Source organism: Marinobacter sp. L-80 (assembly GCF_056859395.1).
Map to the genome: position 1 here is coordinate 144,601 of NZ_JBSXOI010000070.1, position 22,705 is coordinate 167,305.

18 protein-coding genes are annotated in these 22,705 nt (G+C 57.9%); 13 read left to right on the forward strand and 5 right to left on the reverse strand.

Annotation, left to right across the window (positions count from 1 at the left end):
- Positions 1 to 8: 8 nt before the first annotated feature.
- The 4 genes from AC13E3_RS13770 to AC13E3_RS13785 all read left to right on the forward strand — a co-directional run bounded on the left by AC13E3_RS13770 (position 9) and on the right by AC13E3_RS13785 (position 5,742).
- Positions 9 to 596 carry an SCO family protein gene (locus AC13E3_RS13770; RefSeq protein ID WP_273017535.1) on the forward strand — a complete coding sequence of 196 codons (588 nt, stop codon included), beginning with the start codon at positions 9 to 11 and terminating at the stop codon, positions 594 to 596.
- Positions 593 to 2,113, forward strand: coding sequence for a methyl-accepting chemotaxis protein (locus tag AC13E3_RS13775; RefSeq protein ID WP_273017536.1), 1,521 nt, complete (start codon positions 593 to 595; stop codon positions 2,111 to 2,113). Before AC13E3_RS13770 ends, AC13E3_RS13775 begins: the two co-directional genes overlap by 4 nt.
- 260 nt (positions 2,114 to 2,373) lie before the next feature.
- Complete coding sequence (gene acnA, locus AC13E3_RS13780; RefSeq protein ID WP_482902134.1) at positions 2,374 to 5,133, forward strand: aconitate hydratase AcnA; 2,760 nt, start codon at positions 2,374 to 2,376, stop codon at positions 5,131 to 5,133.
- Between the two features lie 69 nt (positions 5,134 to 5,202).
- On the forward strand, positions 5,203 to 5,742 hold the full coding sequence (locus tag AC13E3_RS13785; protein WP_372988490.1) for a ferritin-like domain-containing protein: 540 nt from the start codon (positions 5,203 to 5,205) through the stop codon (positions 5,740 to 5,742).
- A gap of 36 nt (positions 5,743 to 5,778) precedes the next feature.
- Here the strand turns inward: AC13E3_RS13785 and AC13E3_RS13790 are convergent, their stop codons facing one another.
- On the reverse strand, positions 5,779 to 7,848 hold the full coding sequence (locus tag AC13E3_RS13790; protein ID WP_482902135.1) for a GAF domain-containing protein: 2,070 nt from the start codon (positions 7,846 to 7,848) through the stop codon (positions 5,779 to 5,781).
- Entirely contained in the window at positions 7,835 to 9,628 is a 1,794-nt protein-coding gene (locus AC13E3_RS13795; RefSeq protein WP_482902136.1) for an ATP-binding protein, read from the reverse strand. Before AC13E3_RS13795 ends, AC13E3_RS13790 begins: the two co-directional genes overlap by 14 nt.
- Positions 9,629 to 9,734: 106 nt before the next feature.
- Here AC13E3_RS13795 and AC13E3_RS13800 point away from each other — a divergent pair, with 106 nt between their 5' ends.
- The 8 genes from AC13E3_RS13800 (at position 9,735) to AC13E3_RS13835 (ending at position 18,066) form a co-directional block, all read left to right on the forward strand.
- Positions 9,735 to 11,423, forward strand: coding sequence for a diguanylate cyclase domain-containing protein (locus AC13E3_RS13800; protein WP_482902137.1), 1,689 nt, complete (start codon positions 9,735 to 9,737; stop codon positions 11,421 to 11,423).
- 29 nt (positions 11,424 to 11,452) lie between these two features.
- Positions 11,453 to 12,583: a response regulator gene (locus AC13E3_RS13805; protein WP_482902138.1), complete on the forward strand. Its 1,131-nt coding sequence runs from the start codon at positions 11,453 to 11,455 to the stop codon at positions 12,581 to 12,583.
- A 40-nt stretch (positions 12,584 to 12,623) separates the two neighbouring features.
- Positions 12,624 to 12,995 (forward strand): response regulator, encoded by a 372-nt coding sequence (locus AC13E3_RS13810; protein WP_482902191.1) that lies wholly within the window; start codon positions 12,624 to 12,626, stop codon positions 12,993 to 12,995.
- A gap of 91 nt (positions 12,996 to 13,086) precedes the next feature.
- A complete protein-coding gene (locus tag AC13E3_RS13815; protein ID WP_482902139.1) occupies positions 13,087 to 13,407 on the forward strand; it encodes a DUF2288 domain-containing protein in 321 nt (106 codons plus the stop codon).
- A gap of 12 nt (positions 13,408 to 13,419) precedes the next feature.
- Entirely contained in the window at positions 13,420 to 13,788 is a 369-nt protein-coding gene (locus AC13E3_RS13820; RefSeq protein WP_482902140.1) for a PA4575 family protein, read from the forward strand.
- A 30-nt stretch (positions 13,789 to 13,818) separates the two neighbouring features.
- Complete coding sequence (locus AC13E3_RS13825) at positions 13,819 to 14,727, forward strand: LysO family transporter (protein ID WP_482902141.1); 909 nt, start codon at positions 13,819 to 13,821, stop codon at positions 14,725 to 14,727.
- 103 nt (positions 14,728 to 14,830) lie between these two features.
- The gene (locus tag AC13E3_RS13830) at positions 14,831 to 15,790 is read left to right on the forward strand and encodes an ABC transporter substrate-binding protein (RefSeq protein ID WP_482902142.1); all 960 of its coding nucleotides are present in this window, start codon (positions 14,831 to 14,833) and stop codon (positions 15,788 to 15,790) included.
- Complete coding sequence (locus AC13E3_RS13835; protein WP_482902143.1) at positions 15,787 to 18,066, forward strand: diguanylate cyclase domain-containing protein; 2,280 nt, start codon at positions 15,787 to 15,789, stop codon at positions 18,064 to 18,066. The genes AC13E3_RS13830 and AC13E3_RS13835 overlap by 4 nt, the downstream gene beginning before the upstream one ends.
- On the opposite strand, the gene AC13E3_RS13840 is transcribed toward AC13E3_RS13835, so the two are convergent.
- The 3 genes from AC13E3_RS13840 to AC13E3_RS13850 all read right to left on the reverse strand — a co-directional run bounded on the left by AC13E3_RS13840 (position 18,036) and on the right by AC13E3_RS13850 (position 21,735).
- Entirely contained in the window at positions 18,036 to 19,652 is a 1,617-nt protein-coding gene (locus AC13E3_RS13840; RefSeq protein ID WP_482902144.1) for a Na/Pi cotransporter family protein, read from the reverse strand. The two genes, AC13E3_RS13835 and AC13E3_RS13840, sit on opposite strands and share 31 nt — an antisense overlap.
- A 68-nt stretch (positions 19,653 to 19,720) precedes the next feature.
- Positions 19,721 to 20,929, reverse strand: a complete 1,209-nt coding sequence (locus AC13E3_RS13845) for a cyclic di-GMP phosphodiesterase (protein WP_482902145.1) — start codon at positions 20,927 to 20,929, stop codon at positions 19,721 to 19,723.
- A complete protein-coding gene (locus tag AC13E3_RS13850) occupies positions 20,926 to 21,735 on the reverse strand; it encodes a TatD family hydrolase (protein ID WP_482902146.1) in 810 nt (269 codons plus the stop codon). Before AC13E3_RS13850 ends, AC13E3_RS13845 begins: the two co-directional genes overlap by 4 nt.
- A 128-nt stretch (positions 21,736 to 21,863) precedes the next feature.
- On the opposite strand from AC13E3_RS13850, the gene AC13E3_RS13855 reads away from it, so the two are divergent.
- A complete protein-coding gene (locus AC13E3_RS13855; protein ID WP_014578597.1) occupies positions 21,864 to 22,697 on the forward strand; it encodes a polyphosphate kinase 2 family protein in 834 nt (277 codons plus the stop codon).
- Positions 22,698 to 22,705: the final 8 nt, after the last annotated feature.

Below are 22,705 nucleotides of genomic sequence, written 5' to 3' on the forward strand. Positions count from 1 at the left end.
CAGGAAAAGTGAACAGGAAAACGACAAGTATTCTGCTTTTCGCCGCAGCTTTCCTGCTGGCACTCGCGCTCCCGGTGATGCCGTCGCTGCTCAACAACAGCGGGTTTTACGGGATGGCGATTGATGAGCCGGGGGAGAACCTGGATGGCTACCAGCCTCCGCAGAACGGGCTTTCCGTTATTTTCTTTGGTTATCGCCAGTGCGGAACCGTTTGCCCGGTTCAATTGGTCAATCTGATGGAGCTGAGCCAGCTTTTGGATGGGACTGAGATCGAGTTCCTGTTTGTCACCCTTGACCCGGAAAACGACACACCGGAAGTCCTTGACCAGACCATGGAGAGTCTTGGGCAGGCGTTCAAATACTACCGGCCGGAAACTCACCGGGCCGCTCAAAAACTTGCTTCAGCTTACAACGATTTTGCCGTTAAACAGGGTAGTTCCGAGGATGATCTCATTGCTCACAGCGCACATCTGCATGTAGTGACGGGAGAGTTCCGCAGAAGGCTGGTTTACACAACACCAGATCTGAATCTCAAGCTGGTTGAACAGGATCTTCGCCGCTTACTAAAAGACAAAAATAGCGAGAGTTCCACATGACGACCGCAGTAAACAGTCAGTCTTATGAAGTTGAAATCCGGGAGCGCACCGATCGCCAGATGTTGTTGATCCTTCTGGCTCATATTCCGGTGGTCGGCTTGCTGGTGCCGATGGGCTATGGCACCACCACGTTTGCTCTGATTGCGTCGTTGTTAGTGGGAGGTCTTGCAACTGCCGGTTTCTTTACGATGCGTGGAACAAGGGCCTTGTCGTCACTGTTCGCAATCTGCCTGATGCTCTTCTCAGCCATCATGATCCAGGCGCAGTTGGGTCGCATTGAAATGCATTTCCACATCTTTGCCGCCCTGGCTCTGGTGATCATTTATCGGGACTGGCTGCCGGTGGTGGTCGCGGCAGGTACCATCGCTGTTCATCATTTGGCGTTGACGGGCCTGCAGCTGAGCGGTGCGTCCTTTGGCAACATGGCATTGATGATCTTCAACTATGACTGCAGCTGGTCGATCGCATTTCTGCACGCAGCTTTCGTGGTTTTCGAGGCGGCGATTCTGGTGTTCTTCGCGATTCGAATGGGTGCGGAGCAAAAGCAGTCGATCCAGATAATCGAGATTATTCGAGGATTCGATTCCAACAACGATCTGACGACACGTCTGGATGACGCGGACAAAAGTGTGACGGCCGGTTCGTTCAATAACATGCTGGAGCGGTTTGTCGAATTGATTTCCAGGCTCCGGGAGCTGTCAGAACAACTTCGCTCAAACGCTGATGACATGACCAGTGTCAGTGACACAACCACGCAGATTGCCAACGAGCAGCAGGTTCAGACTGATCAGGCGGCCACGGCAACCAATGAAATGTCCGCCAGTATCCAGGAAGTCGCCAGTAACGCGCAGTTGGCGTCCGATGCGGCCAGCAATGCTTCCGAGGCCGCCACCAGAGGTGGTGAGGCCATGGCTAACGCGTCGAAACTCACGGAGTCTACCGATGAAGCTCTTGAAAGCAGTGCTAATCGGGTCGATGAGCTGAGCGAAAAAATCGAATCCATTTCTTCTGTCGTCGGCTCTATCAATGCGATCTCCGAACAAACCAACCTGCTGGCTCTGAACGCCGCCATCGAGGCGGCAAGAGCCGGAGAGCATGGCCGTGGATTCTCCGTGGTGGCGGATGAGGTCAGGGCGCTTTCCCTGAGAACCCAGGAATTTACTGACCAGATTCGGGCTACCGTCGGCGAACTGAGCGACATATCAGAAGCCACCAAGGCTTCGATGGAGATGGGCCGGACCCGTTCTGCCGAGTCAACACGGGCCATGCGAGAAACTGGCGAGGCAATTCGCGAAGTTGAAGCAGCCATCGGCGAGGTTTCGCGAATGAATTACCAGATCGCATCGGCCTCGGAAGAGCAGGCAGCCACGTCGCTTCAGATCAATGAGAACATCCATTCCATCGCCAACCGGAACAACGATGTGGTATCCGAGGCGGAGCGGGTCAGAACCATGGCTTCAGACCTTGAGGCGGTCACCGAAAAACTGAATGAACTGGTGAAGCTGTATCGCATCTAAACCTTCCAGGAACTGATGTCGGAGAGTCGTCCGGCTCTCCGACGTTGGTCTGATATTCACCGCGCTGATGCCGAACATTCACCGGCCCGCGGTTGAACTCTCGTTAATTGCTGCAATAGTTAAAGGTGACTTCACGCTGTGGAGTCCTTTCATCAGGCTATTGCCCGGTATGGGATTGCTTTCCCGGTCGATGCGTTGCTGAAAGGGCTTCGAAAGAGCCTTCCGGACTACGCGGATAACGACGAAAAAGGAGGCACCACATGTCGAACGAAAGTCTCAGTAAAGACAGTCTGAATACCCTTTCCAGCCTGGATGCTGGCGGTAAAACCTTTCATTACTACAGCCTGCCCAAGGCTGCGGACACCCTCGGCGACCTGAATCGCCTGCCGTTTTCGCTCAAAGTGCTGATGGAAAACCTTCTGCGCAATGAGGATGGCACCACCGTGGACAGAAGCCACATTGATGCCATGGTGCAGTGGATGAAGGATCGCTGTTCCGACACTGAAATCCAGTTCCGGCCTGCCCGCGTGTTAATGCAGGATTTCACCGGCGTGCCCGGCGTCGTCGACCTGGCCGCCATGCGCGAGGCAGTGAAGGCTGCTGGCAAGGATCCGGCCATGATCAACCCGCTGTCCCCGGTGGATCTGGTGATTGACCACTCGGTGATGGTGGACAAGTTTGGCGATGCGTCTTCGTTCAAGGACAACGTGGCCATTGAGATGGAGCGCAACCAGGAACGCTATGAATTCCTGCGTTGGGGGCAGCAAGCCTTCGATAACTTCCGGGTGGTGCCGCCGGGTACCGGCATTTGCCACCAGGTGAACCTGGAGTATCTGGGCAAGACCGTTTGGCAGAAGGACCAGGACGGCAAGACCATTGCCTATCCGGACACCCTGGTGGGCACAGACTCCCACACCACCATGATCAACGGCCTGGGCATCCTTGGCTGGGGTGTTGGCGGTATCGAAGCGGAAGCCGCGATGCTGGGCCAGCCGGTCTCCATGCTGATTCCGGAAGTGGTGGGCTTCAAGATTTCCGGCAAGCTCCGTGAAGGCATTACGGCCACAGATCTGGTGCTGACCGTCACCGAAATGCTGCGCAAGAAAGGCGTGGTGGGCAAGTTCGTGGAATTCTACGGCGACGGCCTGAAGGATATGCCAGTGGCCGACCGTGCCACCATCGCCAACATGGCGCCGGAGTACGGTGCCACCTGCGGCTTTTTCCCGGTGGATGAGCAGACCATCAAGTACATGCGCCTGACCGGCCGTGAAGAAGAGCAGCTCGAGCTTGTGGAAGCCTACGCCAAGGCCCAGGGCTTGTGGCGTGAGCCTGGCCATGAGCCGGTGTACACCGACAACCTGGAACTGGACATGGGCGAGGTTGAGGCCAGCCTTGCCGGCCCCAAACGCCCGCAGGACCGGGTTGCCCTGAAGAACATGAAGTCGTCCTTTGAGCTGCTGATGGAGACAGCCGAAGGTCCGGCCGAGAACCGGGAAGCCAGTCTGGAATCTGAGGGCGGCCAGACCGCAGTGGGTGTCGATGACAGCTACAAACACCACGCCAGCCAGCCGCTGGAAATGAACGGTGAGAAAAGCCGGCTGGATCCCGGGGCGGTGGTGATTGCCGCCATCACCTCCTGCACCAACACCTCCAACCCGAGTGTGATGATGGCGGCCGGCCTGATTGCCCAGAAGGCGGTCGCGAAGGGTCTGAAAACCAAACCCTGGGTGAAGACCTCCCTGGCGCCGGGCTCCAAAGTGGTTACCGACTATCTGAAAGTGGGTGGTTTCCAGGACGACCTGGACCAGCTTGGCTTCAATCTGGTGGGCTATGGCTGCACCACCTGCATCGGTAACTCCGGTCCACTGCCGGACGCCGTGGAGAAGGCCATTGACGATGGCAACCTTACGGTGGCCTCGGTGCTCTCCGGTAACCGAAACTTCGAAGGCCGGGTGCATCCGCTGGTGAAGACCAACTGGCTGGCGTCGCCGCCCCTGGTGGTGGCCTATGCGCTGGCGGGCAATGTGCGCCTTGATCTGGAGAAAGAGGCCCTTGGCACCGACAAGGACGGCAACCCGGTGTATCTGAAAGACCTCTGGCCCAGCCAGCAGGAGATCGCTGAAGCCGTGGAGAAAGTGAAAACCGACATGTTCCGCAAGGAGTATGCGGAAGTGTTCGACGGCGATGCCACCTGGAAGTCCATCAAGGTGCCGGAAAGCAAGGTGTATGAGTGGTCTGACAAATCTACCTATATCCAGCATCCGCCCTTCTTTGAAGGCCTGAAGGAAGAGCCGGACGCCATTGACGATATCAAGGACGCCAACATCCTGGCACTGCTGGGCGACTCGGTGACCACCGACCACATCTCACCGGCGGGCTCCTTCAAGCCGGACACCCCTGCCGGTAAATACCTGCAGGAGCATGGCGTTGAGCCGAAAGACTTCAACTCCTATGGCTCCCGCCGGGGTAACCACGAAGTGATGATGCGCGGCACCTTCGCCAACGTGCGCATCAGGAACGAAATGCTCGACGGCGTGGAAGGCGGTTTCACCAAATTCGTTCCCACAGGCGAGCAGATGGCCATCTACGATGCTGCCATGAAGTATCAGGAGCAGGGCACGCCGCTGGTGGTCATTGCCGGCAAGGAATACGGTACCGGCTCAAGCCGGGATTGGGCGGCCAAGGGCACACGTTTGCTCGGTGTGAAAGCCGTGGTGGCTGAATCCTATGAGCGCATTCACCGCTCCAACCTGATTGGTATGGGCGTTATGCCACTGCAGTTCCCGGAGGGTACGGATCGCAAGAGCCTGAAACTCACCGGCGAGGAAACCATCAGCATTGAGGGCCTGTCTGGCGAGATCAAACCGGGTCAGGCCCTGACGATGACGGTGAAATACAAGGATGGTTCTACAGAAACCTGTGAGTTGAAATCGCGGATCGATACCGCGAACGAAGCCGTTTACTTCAAGCATGGGGGCATCCTCCATTACGTTGTGCGGGAGATGCTGCGCACTGCCTGAGTGGAAAGAATGAAATGGCATAGCGGTCTGTCGCTATGCCGAATTCAATAGATAAACGAGAGAGACTTTATGACTGATCAACCGTTTCTGACGGACGTCAAAACCCTTCGCGAAAGGGCCCGCAAACACATTGAAGAAGGGGCTATGACTGAAGGCTATGGCGCCAACCGTGACAATGTGGTGAAGATTCTTAACGAGGCACTGGCTACCGAAATTGTCTGCACGCTGCGTTACAAGAGCCACTATTTCCGCGCCGAGGGTATCAACGCCAATGTTGCTGCCCAGGAATTCCTCGAGCACGCGGACCAGGAACAGCAGCATGCAGACTGGCTGGCAGAACGTATTGTGCAGCTGGGTGGCAAGCCAAACTTTTCGCCAGAAGGCCTGTTGACCAGATCACATGCGGAGTTCGTCGAAGGCGAAACGCTTCGGGAAATGGTGGTTGAGGATCTGGTGGCTGAGCGGATAGCGATCGACAGCTACCGCGAGATTGCCCGTTATCTCGGCGACCAGGACCCGACTTCCCGGCGGATTATCGAGGAAATCCTGGCCCAGGAAGAAGAGCACGCCGACGATATGGCCGGTCTGCTGGAAGGGCTGGATAGCTGAACTTCGCGGACCAGTGCCGAGCAAGGGCGCTGCCTCTCAGGTAGCGCCTTTATCGTCTGCGTCGGCCAGGGGCAGGCTTAGCCAGAAGCAGGCGCCTTTGCCCTCTTCTGAGTCGAAGCCGACTTCCCCTCCCATGGCATACATCAGCTCCCGGGTGATGGCCAGACCCAGACCGGTGCCTTCCTTGCTGCGTGACGATGAGGCGTTTGCCTGGGCAAACTTCTGGAATATCCTGTCCCGAAAACTCTCCGGCACGCCGGGCCCACGATCCCTGACTTCCAGTCTTATCCGAGTTCCGGATTGCCGAATGTCCACATCCACGATGTCGCCCTCCGGCGAGAACTTGATGGCATTGGAAAGCAGGTTGGACAGGGCCTGTGTCAGCCGGGTGCCATCGAAATTGGCACGGACCCCGGGATTGGCGTTGTTCAGTTGGATCTCAATGCTGTGCTGGTTTGCAAGCGGCTGGATTTCCTCCAGTGCCACCCGTACCGCGCTTTCGAGGTCCTGCACGGAGGCATCAATCGTCATATTGCCAGTGACCAGTTTCTCGATATCCAGCAGGTCATCAATCAGACGCCTGAGCTGATCGGTGTTGCGTCTGGCAATGTCCAGCATTTGTGTGGTTTTCTGGGTGAGTGGCCCGGTGGCGCCGCCCAGAATCAACCCCAGAGAGCCCGAGATGGAGGTCAGCGGTGTTCGCAGTTCATGGCTCACCGTGGAAATGAACTGGTTTTTCATTTCATCAATTTTGTGGCGCTCGTGCACGTCGGCAATGTAGCCGTGCCACAGAGTACTGCCGTCGGGCAGTGGTTCAGGCCGAGCGAGCCCTTCTACCCAGTGCCAGCCACCGGTTTTCCAGCGAATGCGATACTGATGCTGCCACTGCTCAAGTGACTCTGCAGAACGCTGGATGGATTCCGCCACTCCTGCCAGATCGTCCGGATGAATCCGGTCGAACACAGGGGAGGCGTCAGAGGCTACTTCCTCCCCCGAAACCCCATAGATGTCCTGAATGCCAGGGCTGGTGTAGGGAAAGCTGCTGTGTCCGTCGGGCCAGAGGCGGTACTGGTAGAGCATGCCGGGAGTCTGGGTCACCAGCTTGTTGAGGGTTTCCGTATGCTGCTGCTGGTATATGGTGTCCGCGACCCAGCGTGCCAGTAACGTGACGAACATGCGCTCGGTGGCGCTGAACGGGGTCAGTCTTGGATCTCTGGAGGAAAAATTGATGGTGCCGAATATCTCGCCGTTAATCCAGATGGGGGCAGCCAGGTAGCTTTCCAGCCCGAAAACCTGGTAGCAGATGTGGTTGCGATAGGCCGACTGCCCCATGTGATTAATGGCCAGCACTTGTCCGGTTGCCACCATCAGTGAGCAGTAGGTGCGCTCCATGGAAATGGTGGTGCCGTTGGTCAGGGTGTCCTGCAGGTGCGTGAAATGCCAGTGCACCGTGTAGGCGCCGCCGGTTATCCGGCTGACGATACCGGTCTCCAGTCCCAGGTAGTTGCAGGCAATTTCCAGGGCCCGTGTCACTCTCTGGCTGGCGTCTCCCTGGGTATCCAGGGCAATTTCAGTAAGTAGATTCAGGGCCCGGTTACGCTCATCGTAAAAGTTGCCCAGCTCACCCAGCCCGAACTCCCGCTCAACCAGGTCGGCGAGATCCCGCAGGGTGGCTTTGTCGTCGTCGGAGAACGACCGGGGTTTGCGATCAATCACACAGAGAGTGCCAACGCGATGGCCGTGGCGGTCGTGAAGCGGCGCACCGGCGTAGAAACGGATGTTGGGCGCGCCGGTTACCAGAGGATTGTCCACAAACCGCTCATCGTTCAGGGCATTCTCGATGACGAGGGGCTCTTCCCGCAGAATGGCATGGCCGCAAAACGAAATATCCCTGGCAGTCTCCGGAGCTTCCAGTCCGTGCCTTGATTTAAACCACTGCCGGTTATTGTCAATCAGCGATACCAGCGCGATAGGAATATCGAAGGTGCGGGCGGCAAGCCGGGTGAGCCGGTCAAATCTTTCCTCTGGCGGTGTGTCCAGAAGTTTCAGTTCGTCCAGGGCACATAGCCGGTGCGCTTCATCCGGTGGCAGGTCAGGCGTTTTCATGGCGGTCTCCGGATTCCGGCTTTTCAGGCTTCACGGCGGGCAATTCCACCCAGAAATGGGCCCCATTCTGATAATAATAGCCGACCTCACCGTTCATGAGCGTTGCAAGCTCCCGGGTTATCGCCAGGCCCAGACCTGTGCCTGCCCTGGCCCGGGTTGAGCCGGACTCCGCCTGGGCAAAACGGTGGAAAAGACGGGGTAGAAAGCTTTCTGGCACACCCTTGCCCTGATCGGTCACTGTGATACGGACCTGGCCAGATGTGGTTAATTCGGAACGGACTTCGACGGTCCCCTCAAGAGGGGAGAACTTGAGGGCATTGCTGATAAAGTTGTCGAGAATTTGCCGGAGGCGCAGAGGATCCGCGCTTACATACCGGGATTCGCCCTGTTTCGCAGTGAGCGGAACTCGGTAATGTCTGGCCATGGCCCCGTTGCTGTCGCAGGCATCGGCAATGGCTGAGTTGACCTCGATGGTTTCCAGGTTGATGGGCATCTGGCCGGCCAAAGCCTTGTTAAAGTCCAGCAGATCGGAAATCAGCCGTTGCAGCTGCTCGCTATTGCGGAGTGCTACATCCACCATGGCCCGGGCTTTGACCGGTAGATCGCCGGAGGCACCGGAGTTGAGAAGCTTCAGGGAGCCGTTGATCGAGGTCAGTGGCGTGCGCAGTTCGTGGCTTACGGTGGACACGAACTGGTCCTTGAGCACGTCCAGGGCCTCCCGTTCTTCCATCAGTTGATTGAAGGCGCTGGCGACGCTCCGGATTTCTGGTGGCCCGGCAGGTTTAAGCCGGGCAGAGACGAAACCATCCCGGGCCATGGCGCGGATTTTTGACGACATTTTTTCCAGCGGCCGGGTTGCGGCGCGGGCCAGCGTCCAGGCAGTGATCGCAAGTATCAGCATGGCAACAATGCTGATGACAAAGAACGCCCGGAACGAAGCCCAGGCCGGCTGCGTTGCCTGTTCGTAAGGCACCGCGCGGAGGAACATCCAGCCCACCCGCTCCAGGTGACGGGTGGCGTAGATCCATTTTTCCCCGGCCCGATCAGTCACAACGCCAGAGGTGACGCCGGACAGCGCCGCGTCGACGATCAGGTTTTCACCGGGGGCGGGGAGGTCCGGCATGATATTTGTGCCGGACAGGGCATCCACCTGTATGAAATGGTCGGTATCGAGGACCTTGAACACCGTATCCGGACGGTTGGCGTCCTCCATTGGAATGATGCTCGCTTCGGCAAGATTGATAATGCCGCCGGCAAACCCCAACAGATCGCCGTCATCACTTTCAATGGGAGCCAGGAAGGATAGCAGGGGGAGACCGGTGGTCCGGCCAATGATCGGCCGGCTGATAACCGGGCTCCGTGATGAAAACGCTGTCCGGAAGTGCTGCCGGTCTGCGTAGGATGTGCCCAGGCGACCGGGAACATGCACGTTCTCAGCGATGGCAACGCCGTTGTCATCAAATACCACCAGGCCTTCCTGAAAGTAGGACTGCAGGGATGGTTGCCGGCCCACAAGGCTCTCGATTCGTGGCAGTGGTAGTCGGTCCTCACCGTCCGTCAGTAGTGCAGCAAAGGTCTCCAGAGCCTGCAGCCGAACCTGCAGGTCCTGGTTTACCCGGTTGGCGTTGGCTTCGGTCTCGAGCAGTTGGCGCTGGGTCAGCACATTTTCGAAGTCCCGCACCAGCTGGTTATAAGCGATCGCTAACAACACAGCGACCGTAACAATGCTGCTGAAGATGGCAATCAGGGCGACGCGACTGCCTAGGGACAGGTTTCGCAATATACTTCCTTAAGGTTATGGCCGGGCGAGCGCAAACATGGTTCTATTGGGGCGAGAATAGTGGATTTTGTCAGGGCGGCAAAATACATTCATCGGGAGAATTGATTTGGCTTCGCAGGAAAACAGCGATGTCTCGGCAAAACTGGCAGCGCTGAGGCAGAAGTTCCTCGTTCGCGCGAGCGCAGACATTGAAGCTCTGCGTGCATACGCAGAGCAGGCCCGCCGTGGTGAACTGTCTGCGGAGGGCCTTATCCAGTGCTATCAGCAACTGCACCGCCTTGCCGGTTCAGCCGGTACTTTTGGTTTGGCGGAGCTGGGTGTTGCGGCCCGGGCCCTGGAAAAAAAGCTGAAAAGTCAGGCCGAAGAGCTCACAGATGCCGACAACAGCCACAGTCAGACCATTGAGGTGAACGACGGGTTTGCCGACGGCATTGATGCCCTGGCAAAACTCATCGAAGTAAAAAGCGAAAACCGCGACCAGGGCCAGACCACCGTTTCAAGGGGCGACGCATTCGAGGGCAGTCACGGTATGCAGGTAAGCGTGATTGTCATGGACGACGGCCGCGAGGGATTGGCCTCGCTCGGTGCCGAGATGGCTCGCTATGGCTTTGACTGCCGGACCGTCGATCGACATGCTACGGCCGCGGTGCAGGAAGCGCTGGCGGACACCCCGGGTGCTGCCGCCATACTGTGTAGCGACTCAGCGGTGGCGGATGTGATGGCGCTTCGCAACCAGTTTATGGCAAAGGGGGCCCGCAGGCGCCTGCCGGTGATCTGCGTAGGCGCTGATGCGTCGTTCGGCAATAAATACCATGTGGCGAAACTGGGCGCCTACGCATTCTTCCCGGAGCCGGTGGATGTTCCCGAACTTGCCGAACGCATCGAATCTCTGGCGATTGAGCGAAGCGCTGGCGTTCAGGGCCGGGTGTTGATTGTTGAAGATGACACAGAGCTGGCCGAGCATTATTGCCTGGTGCTGCAGTCGGCGGGTATCGAGGCGCAGACAGTATCGGACCCTCTCGATCTCATGCCCACTTTGTCAGCCTTTCAGCCGGATATCGTCCTGATGGATGTCCAGATTGGTGATTACTCCGGGGTGACCCTGGCGCGGTTGATCCGGTTTGAGCCGCGCTGGCTGAGCCTGCCGATCATCTACCTCTCGTCCGAGGATGATCCGGACAACCAGTTGGAGGCGCTGTCCAAGGGGGCGGATGAGTTCCTGATGAAGCCGGTCTCCGATGATTACCTGGTCCGGTCGGTCAGGATCCGGTGCTACCGGGCACGGCAGTTGTCGGAACTCATGAACCGGGACAGCCTGACCGGCCTGCTTAAACATTCACTGATCAAGCAGGAAGTGGAAAAGGAACTCGCCCGGTGTCGTCGGGACGGACATCCTTCCAGCCTGGTTATGCTGGATCTGGATCATTTCAAGCGTATCAACGACACCTGGGGCCACCGGTACGGGGATATAGTCATCCGCACCCTTGCGAATCTGCTGAGGAACCGCTTGCGGGAAACCGACATGATTGGTCGGTATGGAGGCGAGGAATTCCTCGTGGTCTTGCCGCAATGCCCGGTTCCGGCAGCGGCAGAGCTGATTCAGGGTATCGGCGAGAGTTTCGCCGAACTGGCGTTCTCCGTTGGCGAGAGCAGTTTCCAGGTAACGCTCAGCGCTGGCATTGCCGCGATTAACGACTTTCCGAATGGAGAGGACGCCCTGGAAGCTGCTGACCAGGCCCTCTATCAACGAAAGCGCGGCGGCCGTAATGGCGTTACCGTTTACTCTCTCCAATAATCCTTGCCGTGTAGCCCAGAGGTGGATTCTTGAAAGCATTGATACTTGAAGATGATGATCTCATTGCCGAGTTGCTGGAAACCGTGGTGGCCGGGCTGTATCCCGGAGTTGCGGTGACGGTTGTGGCGACGCTTGCTGAGGCACATCAACGGGCGGCCAGAGACCGTTTTGATCTGGTCATCGCAGACTGGAATCTGCCTGATGGGTCGGGTCTCGATCTGGTCAGGAAGATTCGCGGTTCAGATCGCGACGTGCCGGTGGTGATGGTTTCCGGGCGCTCTGATCGCGAGTCGGTTTTGCAGGCGGCGCATTACGGTATTAACGGGTACATAACCAAACCCTTCGACGTACAGCTGCTGCACGAGCGCCTTGCCAAACTTCTGAAGATCGAGTCCCGGGAGCTGAAGCCAGTCGCTGAATTGCTGGAAAACTCGCTGGGACAGGTGATTCAGCTACCGTCTGATGTTGACCCACAGGAGATTCTCGAGCTCGTACAGCGGCAGGACGAATTGTCACCGGCGCAGCTGGCCGAACGGTGGCGGGAGGAAACCAGCCTGACCGCTCGCCTGATGGATGTGGCGAACAGCAGTTCGTTCCGCCGGACTGGCAAGCCGGTGGAAACCCTCAGGGACGCCATAGCGTCGATTGGTGTGGCGCTGGCCCTCAATCAGGCCCTTGCCCTGTCCCTGGATGTGTCCAATAAACTGCAGCACGAATCACTCAGGGAGCTGGCAGTAAAGCATCATGAAATGTCGCTGCAGGTGGCCAAGGAGGCCCAGCGTCTGGCGATCAGGCTGAAAAAACAGCCAGTCGTGTTCCAACAGGCCGGGCTGCTCAGTCGGTTGGGGGAGCTGGCGGTACTCAAGGTGCTTAACCAGCATATTGGGGCCGGAGGTTCTCTCGGGGAAAACGAAGCAGAGCAGGCCCTGAACCAGTGGTCACAAGCCTATGGCAACCGATTGAAAGTGCAGTGGCGACTGCCGCTTGGTCTGCGGGAGCTGATCGGGGCTGTCCACTTCATTCCGGGTGATTGCACGCGGGACGAACGGTTGATCATGCGCGCGGCTGCCATGATTGCCGCTGACGAACAGGCGACCGGGGAGTGTCAGAAGCTGCTTCGGCGTATTGGTCTGGAAACCGAAAACCAGTTACAGGAGTAGGGCCGTGGTGGCTGAAAGGGAAGGTTTGCCTCAACGGGTTATGTATGTGGAAGACGATCCGGATATCCGGGCAATTGCTGAAATCGCGCTGCAGGACGTGGGAGGGTTTACGGCCCGGCTCTGTGAATCTGGGGCACACGCCCTGAAGGTGGCTCCAGAGTTTGACCCGGAACTGGTGCTGCTTGATGTCATGATGCCCGGTATGGACGGGCCTGAAACCCTGCGGGCGCTAAGGGAGTTGCCGGGCATGGCGCAAGTGCCGGTGATTTTCATGACTGCAAGGCTGCAGCGCTCCGAGATTGAAGAGTACCGGGCCCTGGGTGCAGCAGGCGTGATCCCCAAACCGTTTGACCCCATGACGCTATCGGAGCAGATTTCGGAGATTCTGGCCAGCGCCCAAATGAGGCCATAAGGGCTTCCTGGCTGGCTCCGAACAGATGCGGACGAGTGCGATTTCCGGTAGTCTGGCCTCCCTGAGCCCTGTTTTGATTGAAGAGGTACCCATGTCATCCTCCCCGTCCCGGGACGAACTGAAAACCAAACTGAATCTCGAGACTTCCCGCATCCGCTGGCATGAATTGCAGACCTATTTTGCCCGGGGGCAGGTTGTCAGGGTGGCGCCGGAACTGGATCTGCTCGAGGTGGCCACCGAATTGGCTGCGGATAACAAACCCCGTTTCGAACAATGGATGAAAGAGAGCAAGGTTGGCGAGGTTGCGCCGGATACCGCGCAAAGCTGGTACGACCGCAATGCGGAGCTCTGGGCGGTGGTCATCGCGCCCTGGGTTCTGGTTCAGGACAGGTCAGGTCATGTTCTGCACTGACAGCCCGGCACCATGAAGCTTCACTATTTCCACGGCCGCAGCCCGCTCCGGGACCTTGTGATGGTGAATGACAGCCAGCGGATTGAGCTGCATATCCGGCCCGTTGGCGATGGTCGCTGGGGGCTGGTGGCACTGGCGGGCCCGGATAAGGGTCGGCCTGATGGCCAGTTTTGCCGGGGCCCCTGGCCAACCCAGGCCCGCGCTGAATCGGTTCTGAGAAGCGTTGCCGGCACCATGATGGGAAAAGGCTATGATCCAAAGCCCGGTGACTATGTGGTGTGGTCCGTGACGGCCCAACGCCTTGCCCGCACCATCGGAACCCCTGAGCCTGAACAGGCCAGCTCCGAGGCCGACCCCGACCAGTTCAAACCGCTAACCTGATAACCACCCCTTCTGTTTTTTGAGGACACCATGCTGACCGGAGCCCTGCTCATTCTTGCTCCCCTTTTTCTGGGGTTTGCCATTGCCCTTGAGAATCGCAGGGCCATGACCGTAATCCATTACACGGTGGAGGGGCTGGTCTACTTTATCCTGCTGTTGCTCGGCCTGGGGCTAGGTCAGATGGAGGGGCTGGCGGCACAGCTGGGCGGCATGGCAACCCAGGTACTGGCACTGGTGCTGGTGCTTTTTGTCGCCAACATGTTCGGACTATGGCTGTTTCACCGCTGGCAGCCAATGTCGGTTGAGCGGGTTGAAGGCAGCGTCAGTCCCGGCTACCGCAGGCTGTTCCTTGCCGGCCTGAAACCCCTGGTGGCGGTTATTGCCGGACTGCTGGCCGGATACTACCTGTTGCCGGACATGCCCATGGCGGAACAACTGGCCACCTGGGCGCTGATGTTTCTGTTGTTCCTCATAGGTCTCCAATTGCGTAATGCCGGCCTGTCGTTGCGAAAGCTGCTGATGAATCGTCAGGGTCTGGGGATTGCACTGGCTCTGACGCTCAGCTCCCTGGTGGCCGGGGCGCTGCTGATACCCTGGCTTGGGTTGCCCTGGCACGATGCCCTGGCGGTGGCCTCCGGGTTCGGCTGGTACTCGCTGTCCGGTATTGTGATTGGCGAAGCCCTCGGCCCTGCCTGGGGTGGAGTTGCCTTCCTCAACGATGTGCTCAGGGAGATCGTTGCACTGGCTATTATTCCCCTGCTCATTGCCAGTCGACCGGCAATGGCCATTGGTTACGGTGGTGCTACTGCCATGGACTTCACGCTGCCGGTTATCCGCAGCAGTGGTGGGCTGCCCTGTGTGCCGGTGGCGATTGCCTCCGGTTTTCTGTTGTCTTTTCTGTCGCCGGTTCTTATGGGCGTGTTCCTGTCCTTGGGATAAATTGACGCGGTGCAATGCATGCTGCGGTTTTACGGGTAGTATGTGAAACAGTAAACTAACGTTTATTGACAATTGTTAATGTCCAAGCCCGGTCTAGATCCTGATGCAACGCCGTGAATTTCTTGGTTTATCGATAGCAGCCGGGCTGTCCGCGGCGGGATTGCCGGGTTGCAGCGATTCCGGCCCTCTGAGATTCGGAATTCACCCCTGGATTGGCTACGAACCGCTCTATCTTGCTGGTGATTTCAACTGGCTGCCGGCGACGGTTGCGCTGGTGCCGGGTACGTCTGCAAAAGACTCCATGGAAGGGCTTTTGTCCGGGGCTCTCAATGGTGCGGCGCTGACTCTCGATGAAACCATACGGCTCTGGTCCAGGGGCCTGGAGCTGGTTGTCGTTGCCGTGGCCGATGTGTCAGCAGGTGCCGATGTGTTAATGGTCAGGCCAACGATTGCAGACCTGTCGGCCCTGAAAGGGCAGCGAATTGCTGCAGAGCTGAATGGGGTCTCCGGCATTATGCTGCTGAAAATTCTTGAGGTGGCAGGGCTTGGTCCGGATGAGGTCATAAAGGTGGATTTGCCGGTGGACCAACACGCGGAAGCCTGGTCACGCGGTGAAGTGGATGCCTCGGTATGCTATGAGCCCACCGCTTCCGTGATCGAGAACTCCGGAGGGGTCCGGCTTTTTGATAGCAGTGATATACCGGAAACCATTTTTGATCTCCTGGTAGTGACCCGGGAGACCGCGGAAAGGAACCGTAGCGCGGTTCTGGACCTGGTAAGTGCCCACTTTGCCGGTCTGCAACATATGGTGCGTAGCATGCATGATTCCGTTTATCGGATAGCGGACCGTCAGGGGATAGCGCCAGATGATGTCCGGGCGGCACTTGCGACCGTCATGTTGCCGGATCTGGCAGCAAACCAGCGTTACCTGGTGGCCTCGGGTCGGCTGGAAACAGTGGCGCGCTCGCTGTCCCGCCTTATGGTAGAAGAAGGGCTGATTACCAGAGCTCCCGAATTTCAGCACCTGTCGGATTCCTCGTTCCTGCCCAGGAGGACTTCTTGAACGCCCGAAGGTGTGTCATCAGCCTTGTCCTGCTCCTGGCCGGTGAGCTTGTCGCGATCCAGGCTGTCAGTGCGAGCCAGGCGCTGACCTTTGGTGTTTTCTCCTATCGGCCTGACCATATCCTCCAGGAGCGTTACAAGCCCCTGACAGATTATCTCTCCCGCGAGACCGGGCTTCAGATAAATCTGGAGGTCCTCAATCAGGAAAATATGAGCCGGGCGATCGCAGCCAATCGGCTGGATTTCTTTCTGACCAATCCGAGCCATTTTCTCCTGATTCGCAGTGAACGTAGCCTGACTGGCGTTCTGGCAACGCTGGTCAGGCGGGCGGGTGACACCTCAACCGCCAGTCTTGGTGGCGTTATTTTTACCAGAGCTGATCGTGCCGACATTGAGCAACTTGCTGATCTCAGTGACAGGACGATCGCCTCGCCCGGTGTTCATTTCCTGGGTGGTTTTCAGACCCAGGTGTTGGAGCTTCTGGACGCCGGCATTGATATCCGGCGAGTGAACCTGATTCGTTTTCTGGGCACCCACGACCGGGTGGTCCGCTCGGTGCTTTCAGGGGATTCGGATGTTGGTTTCATTCGCACCAGCATTCTGGAGCAAATGGCGCAGGCTGACCCTGATCTGTTTAACAAGGTGAAGGTTCTGAACCGTCAGCGGCTGGGTGGATTTCCGTACATCGTTTCAACTCGCCTGTACCCGGAATGGCCGCTGGTGGCGCTGCCCCATGTGAATGAGCGAATTGTTCGCAAGATCGCCTCCGCGGTTTTCGCGATTGAGCCCGATGACGAGGTTGCCCAGGCTGCGGGTATTTCCGGGTTTTCACCCCCCGCGGATTACCAGGCGGTTGAGTACCTTGCTCGAACGTTGCGTTTCCCGCCCTACGATCAGGCGCCACAGCTAACCTGGGTGGATGCCTTGCATCAGTACAGGCTCTGGGTCTTTACCATTCTGATCCTGGTAACCCTGCTGCTGGCGACGTCTCTGTGGCTGGGCAGGAGCAGGCGTCAGCTTGCCTCGGAACAGAAGCGTCTGCGCCAGCTGATTCGTGGCTGGCCCCAGCCTGCTCTGCTGATTCGCGATGGTTTGTTCAGCGATACCAACCGCGCTTCCGTCGATCTGCTCAGGTACACCTCCAGTGAATCCCTCGTTGGCAAGGATTTGGCGGTTTTTTCTCCTGAATACCAGCCCGACGGCCAGATTTCACGACAGAAAATGGCGCACATGCTGGCCCGGGTCTCCGGGGGCCAGGTAGAACAATGCGAGTGGGTGTTGAATCGTTCGGACGGCACTGAAGTCTGGGTTGAGACTACCATGGCGCCCATTCATGCAGAGGGGGAACCGGAAGGCCTGATTCTTTGCTCCCTGTACGATGTTACCCGCCGGAAGCGGGCCGAACAGCGTCAGCGCCTGGCCGCCAGCGTCTTCGAGTATGCCCGCGAGGCCATCTTCATTACCGATAGCCACGGTATTGTGGTTGATGCCAACGATTCATATCTGGCAATCACAGGCCGGCCACGGAACCGCGCAATAGGGCGTCTGCCACCATTACCGGTGGATGAGGGAAGCGGCATTTTTGCCAGCGCCCGGGCCCAGGGTTTCTGGTCTGGTGAGTTCGCAAGCCGACGAAACGACGGAGAGAGGATTACCTTGTCGGTGACACTGAGCAGTGTCCGCAGTGATCATGGCGAGGTCTCGCATTTCGTCGGTATTTTCAGTGACATCAGTCGGCTCAAGGAGCAGGAGCGAAAGCTGAGGATCATGGCCCACTACGATGCCCTGACCGGTATGCCAAACAGGGTCCTGTTTGCCGACCGGTTGCAACAGGCCATGGCCCTGACCAAAAGGCAGAGCGGCAAGTTGGCAGTGGTTTACATTGATCTGGACGAATTCAAACCGGTTAACGATGCCTTCGGTCATGGGGCGGGCGACCAGTTGCTGGTGGAGATAGCTACCAGAATGCGCGCCGTGCTCCGGGAAGAGGACACCCTGGCGCGACTTGGGGGTGACGAATTCGCGGCCATTGTCATGAACGTTCAGGATGACGCATCCCTGGAGAGTCTGCTGGTGCGTCTGCTGACCCGTGTGGCCGAGCCGGTCTGGGTCGCCGATCACAGCGTCGAGGTTTCAGCCAGTATCGGCTACACGCTGTTCCCGCAAATCGGGGATCTGGATGGAGATCAGCTGTTGCGGCAGGCGGATCAGGCCATGTATCAGGCCAAGCATCAGGGCCGTAACCGCTATGTCCGGTTCGTTGAACCTTCTGCGTGAACATCCCCATTGAGCAGCTCGGTTGCCGGCTGCCAGGCCAGCGATTTTTGCCACTGGTCCGTTAATCTGCGCACAGAGCTTAGCGTATCAAGGGTGCGCTCCCCGGCGATGGCCGAAAACTCACCTCTCACGATCATCCCAAGCATACGCGACTTGAGCATATGGTACGTTTTCTCAGTATCGGCAAAGGTGGCAGGAGCGGGCTCGTCAGCCTCCAGAAGAGCCCTTAACAGCTCCGTGTATTCGTCCATTTGTCGGGCAAGCGGAGTCAGTTGGCCAAGCTTTCTTGTTTCATGCAGCTGGAGCAGGGCAGGCGCCAACCCTTGCGCCTCGGTCAGGTAACGACAGGTTCGTATGGTCTCGGTGAGGGCATCTACTGTGTTCGGGTGCATCTTTTCGGCCCGCAGCTTCGAGATGTAATCGGTGATTGCATCATTGAGGTTGCGACAGGCCTCGGACTTGGGGCGAATCTGAGTTGGCTGAAGATCCTCGCGGTCGAGGCATACCCTTAAAAGCCCCCGAGTGAGTCCGATCAGCCGTTTCATTTCCTGGTCGACAGCGCCGATGGCCAGTTCCGGTGTGGTTACCAGGGTGTTATCCAGAAATCTGGGCTCGGCGTTGTCTTCTTCCTTGCTACGGAACAGCCGCCCCAGAAAACGTGCGAATTGCGGTGTAAAGGGCAGCATGATGAATGCCCCGAGGACATTGAACAGGGTATGGAAAAGGGCCAGGGACACCGCCACGTTGGCATCCAGTGCCAGCCAGTCTGCAAGCAATGCCACCACCCAGAGCATAATGGGCAGAACGAGCAGGGCAATAAGACCAGTGACAGCGTTGAACAGGATGTGGCCGACGGCCAGCCGGCGGGCGTTGGCGGTTGCTTTGAGCGCAGACAGGGCAGCTGTTGATGTCGAACCGAGGTTCGCGCCAATGACCGCTGCTGCCGCACTATTGAGGGGTATCAGTCCGCCTGCGGCTGCCGTCAGTACGATCGCCAGTGAAGCGCTGGAGGACTGGGTCAGCACGGTCGCCAGAAAGCCGATCAGAACGAACGTGGGCAGCCCGTAGCCGGCGTCTATCAAAACGTTGCTGTCGAGGCCGCCCGCCAGTGTTTCCAGAGACGATTTCAGGATTGAAAGGCCCAGAAAAAACAGGGCGAATCCGGCCAATGCCTGGCCCAGAGATCGGTTTCTCGGATTGCGGCTGATCATCTTTACGCCGACACCCCCAGCCAGAAGAGGTAAAGCCAAGGCTTCGATCTTGAAGCCGAAACCGACCAGGCTCACCAGCCAACCGGTCATGGTGGTGCCGATATTGGAACCGAAAATAACCCCCAGGGATTGGGCCAGCGTTAACAAACCGGCGTTTACAAAACCGATGGTGGCGACGGTCACCGCGCCTGAGTGCTGAACAATTCCAGTGATGAGAAACCCGGCCGCCAGGCCACGCAAGGGGGTCTTGGTCCAGTGGCCCAGCATGTGGCGCAAATGATGCCCGGCAGCACTTTTCAATCCGTCGGTCATCATCTCCATGGCCAGAAGAAACAGGGCAAGGCCGCCGAGAACCTGGAAAAGCGTTGCGATCATGTGCGAGCTATCGATCTGGAAGAGGTCTCTTTGAGCTTAGCAGAGTAACAGGGGGATGCTATTGGTGGTCAGAGCAGGAATTTCCGGACATCGATTTTGTGCTCATCGGGATCAACGGCTCGCAGAATCCGGTCCTGTGTGCCCGGTTTCGCAAGATCGAGGGTTTCTAACGTGATCGGCATGCGGAATTTGGTGTGGTACATAATGCGCACAGTCGGCAGCCTCTGGTCACTTTCATTGGCTTCAACCACGACGCCAAGGCGACCACTTTCCAGAAGCACCAGCGAACCCACCGGGTAAAGGCCCAGGCACCGGATAAACTGTTTGACCAGACTGGGATCGAGGTGAGTGCCGCTCCACTCCAGAAGCTTCTTCAGACCCTGTGTTGGTGTCATGCCCTTGTGATAGACCCGGTCTGCGGTGATGGCATCGTATACATCGCTGATCGCCACCATGCGACCGTATTCCGAGATCTCATCACCCTTCAGACCCTCTGGATAGCCTGTGCCGTCGAGGCGTTCGTGGTGCTGGGCCGCCGTGATGACGGTGAGCTCGCCAATGCCCTCTGTGGTAGCCAGAATGTCCCGTGAATGGCGGGCGTGGAGTTTCATCACTTCAAACTCCTCCGGGGTCAGGCGTCCGGGCTTGTGCAGTATCTCGTCGGGTGTGAGGATTTTTCCCAGGTCGTGGAGAAGTGCGCCCACAATGGTCTGGTGCAGGACGTCAGACGACAGGCCGCGGTAGTTCCCGAACAGGGACATCAACACACTCAGATTTACCGAGTGTTCCAGAAGATAATTGTCTTTTTCCCGGATGCGCCCCAGGCAGCTTAGTGCGTTGGCATTCCTGAGCACGGAGTGTTGCAGTTCGTCCGCCAACTGGTGGATGGGCGCCACATCGATAGCGCTGCCCACCTTGGCGTGGTTCATGAACTCGCCCACCAGCCCCTGGGCCTGGCTGTGGATTTGCTGGGCGATGACCATTTCTTCGGCAAGTGGTACATAGGGCCGCAGGCCGGGCGTCAGTTCACCCGCCTTTTGCAGGGCCGACTCATTCCGGCGATCCACCTCGGCGGCGGTTTCCGAGTCCTGGGTATCGAGCCCCTTCGAGGCATCGATATAGACGAACTCCACGCCCATACGGCGGATTTTCTCGATGGTTTCCTCTTTTTTGATAACACCTCGCTTGCGCTGGGTGTTGTGGGGAATCCAGTCGTTGTTCAGGTCGGTTATGTACATGCCGACCTTGAGTGCGGAAATGGGGACGCGCTTGATCATTCGCTGGAGAAAAACGTCCTCAGGCTGTTGTGATACGTCTTGCCAATCACTTCGTCCAGAGGCAGTTCTTTCACCTCAGCGATTTTCTCGGCGACAAAGGGCAGGTAAAAAGGTGCGTTTTCCTTACCGCGGTAGGGTACCGGAGTCAGGAACGGTGAATCGGTTTCCAGCAGGATCTGCTCGATCGGAGCCATGCGCACGATGTCCCTTACATTTTCGGCCTTGTTGAACGTGGTGATGCCGTTGAAGCCCAGGCACCAGCCCTGATCCAGGGCATACCGGGCAAGCCCAGGGCCGGACGTGAAACTGTGGATTACGCCCCGGCGTTTGAGGGTGGCCTCAAACTCGCCCAGGATCTCGATGGTATCCTCGTCGGCTTCCCGGCTATGAATCACCACGGGTCTGTCTGTGTCACAGGCGATCTGGAGCTGGCGCCGGAACACCTCGCGCTGCACGCCCCGGTCGGCGTTGTCGTAAAAATAGTCCAGGCCGATTTCACCCACGGCAACGATCTTCTCATCCCGGGCGTGGGCACGGATTTCGGCTTCTACGTCATCAGAATAGCTTTCAGCATCGTGGGGGTGGATCCCCTGAGTACCATAAACCCAAGGCGCCATCTGGCTGAGTTCGCGTACTCTGGCAAGGTTGTCCGGGGACACCGCAATGGTGATCACTTTCTCGATATTGACCCCTTTTGCCTGCTCCAGGGTTTCCTCAAGCGCGCGGTCCTTGAGGTAATCCAGGTGACAGTGGGTTTCGATGATCGGGTGATCGAATACGGGAATCTCGCGACGTTTTTTACTCATTGCCGGGTACTACACTCCATCGCAACCTGTATTCGGGCTGCTATTCTGTGAATTCAATCTCACAAGTTTACCAGTTTGTACGATTGTTGACCTGTATTACATTCATAGGGACTTGCACGGAGCATTGGATGAAATTGTCGGCGTTTGCCAGTTCTTTTCTCTACGACCCTGGAAAACCCAGATTCCGGGATTACCCGACTTTTCTGGATGGCGATGACACCACCCTGCCAGGGTTGGAAGCCAGTCTGGATCAGATCGGTGAATACCAGCGCCGGCTCTGGGCCAACCAGTCCAGGGCGGTTCTATTGGTTACCCACGGCCCGGACACCAGTGGAAAAGACAGCCTGATCCGTACTCTGGCAACCTACGCCGACCCCGCTGGTTTCCATGCCTGGTCGTTCAGCCGGCCGAGGGGGGCCGAAACCCGCCATGACTTTCTCTGGCGGGTCACGCCGTTTCTGCCCGGCTTTGGTGAGATGGTCGCCTTCAATCGCAGCCATCATGAGGCTGTGATCGCAGAACGGGTCTGGCCGGTTCATGAAGCAGACAGCTATAACTGGGAAAACCGTTACCGCTCCATCCGGAACTTCGAGAATCATCTCGTGGAAGAGGGCACCACGGTGATCAAGATCTGGCTCAACCTGTCTGAGGATGAGCATCGCCAGAGGCTTCTCAAGCGTCTGGACAAGCCGCGCAAGCGCTGGAAGTTTGATCGGTCCGATATCGATGGCTGGGAAAAACGCAGGGAGTACGAAGCGTTTGCCGAGGAAGCCATTGCCGCGACCCATACAGAGCAGGCACCCTGGTTTATCGTGCCGGGCGATCGGAAGCCCCAGGCGCGCCCGATTGTCGCAGCCATACTGGCTGAGCAATTGCAGAAACTGGCGCCGGAATATCCGAAAGAAGATGAAAGCGTTTTAAAAGAGTACCGGCGTCTTCTGGCGAAGACCGGCGTGGAGTAAACATGAGG

Excerpts from the sequence above, each read along its gene's own strand:
- AC13E3_RS13775 (WP_273017536.1), top strand. The coding sequence starts at position 593 with ATGACGACCGCAGTAAACAGTCAGTCTTATGAAGTTGAAATCCGGGAG.
- acnA (WP_482902134.1), top strand. The coding sequence starts at position 2,374 with ATGTCGAACGAAAGTCTCAGTAAAGACAGTCTGAATACCCTTTCCAGC.
- AC13E3_RS13785 (WP_372988490.1), top strand. The coding sequence starts at position 5,203 with ATGACTGATCAACCGTTTCTGACGGACGTCAAAACCCTTCGCGAAAGG.
- AC13E3_RS13790 (WP_482902135.1), bottom strand. The coding sequence starts at position 7,848 with ATGAAAACGCCTGACCTGCCACCGGATGAAGCGCACCGGCTATGTGCC.
- AC13E3_RS13810 (WP_482902191.1), top strand. The coding sequence starts at position 12,624 with ATGTATGTGGAAGACGATCCGGATATCCGGGCAATTGCTGAAATCGCG.
- AC13E3_RS13815 (WP_482902139.1), top strand. The coding sequence starts at position 13,087 with ATGTCATCCTCCCCGTCCCGGGACGAACTGAAAACCAAACTGAATCTC.
- AC13E3_RS13820 (WP_482902140.1), top strand. The coding sequence starts at position 13,420 with ATGAAGCTTCACTATTTCCACGGCCGCAGCCCGCTCCGGGACCTTGTG.
- AC13E3_RS13825 (WP_482902141.1), top strand. The coding sequence starts at position 13,819 with ATGCTGACCGGAGCCCTGCTCATTCTTGCTCCCCTTTTTCTGGGGTTT.
- AC13E3_RS13830 (WP_482902142.1), top strand. The coding sequence starts at position 14,831 with ATGCAACGCCGTGAATTTCTTGGTTTATCGATAGCAGCCGGGCTGTCC.
- AC13E3_RS13840 (WP_482902144.1), bottom strand. The coding sequence starts at position 19,652 with ATGATCGCAACGCTTTTCCAGGTTCTCGGCGGCCTTGCCCTGTTTCTT.
- AC13E3_RS13845 (WP_482902145.1), bottom strand. The coding sequence starts at position 20,929 with ATGATCAAGCGCGTCCCCATTTCCGCACTCAAGGTCGGCATGTACATA.
- AC13E3_RS13850 (WP_482902146.1), bottom strand. The coding sequence starts at position 21,735 with ATGAGTAAAAAACGTCGCGAGATTCCCGTATTCGATCACCCGATCATC.
- AC13E3_RS13855 (WP_014578597.1), top strand. The coding sequence starts at position 21,864 with ATGAAATTGTCGGCGTTTGCCAGTTCTTTTCTCTACGACCCTGGAAAA.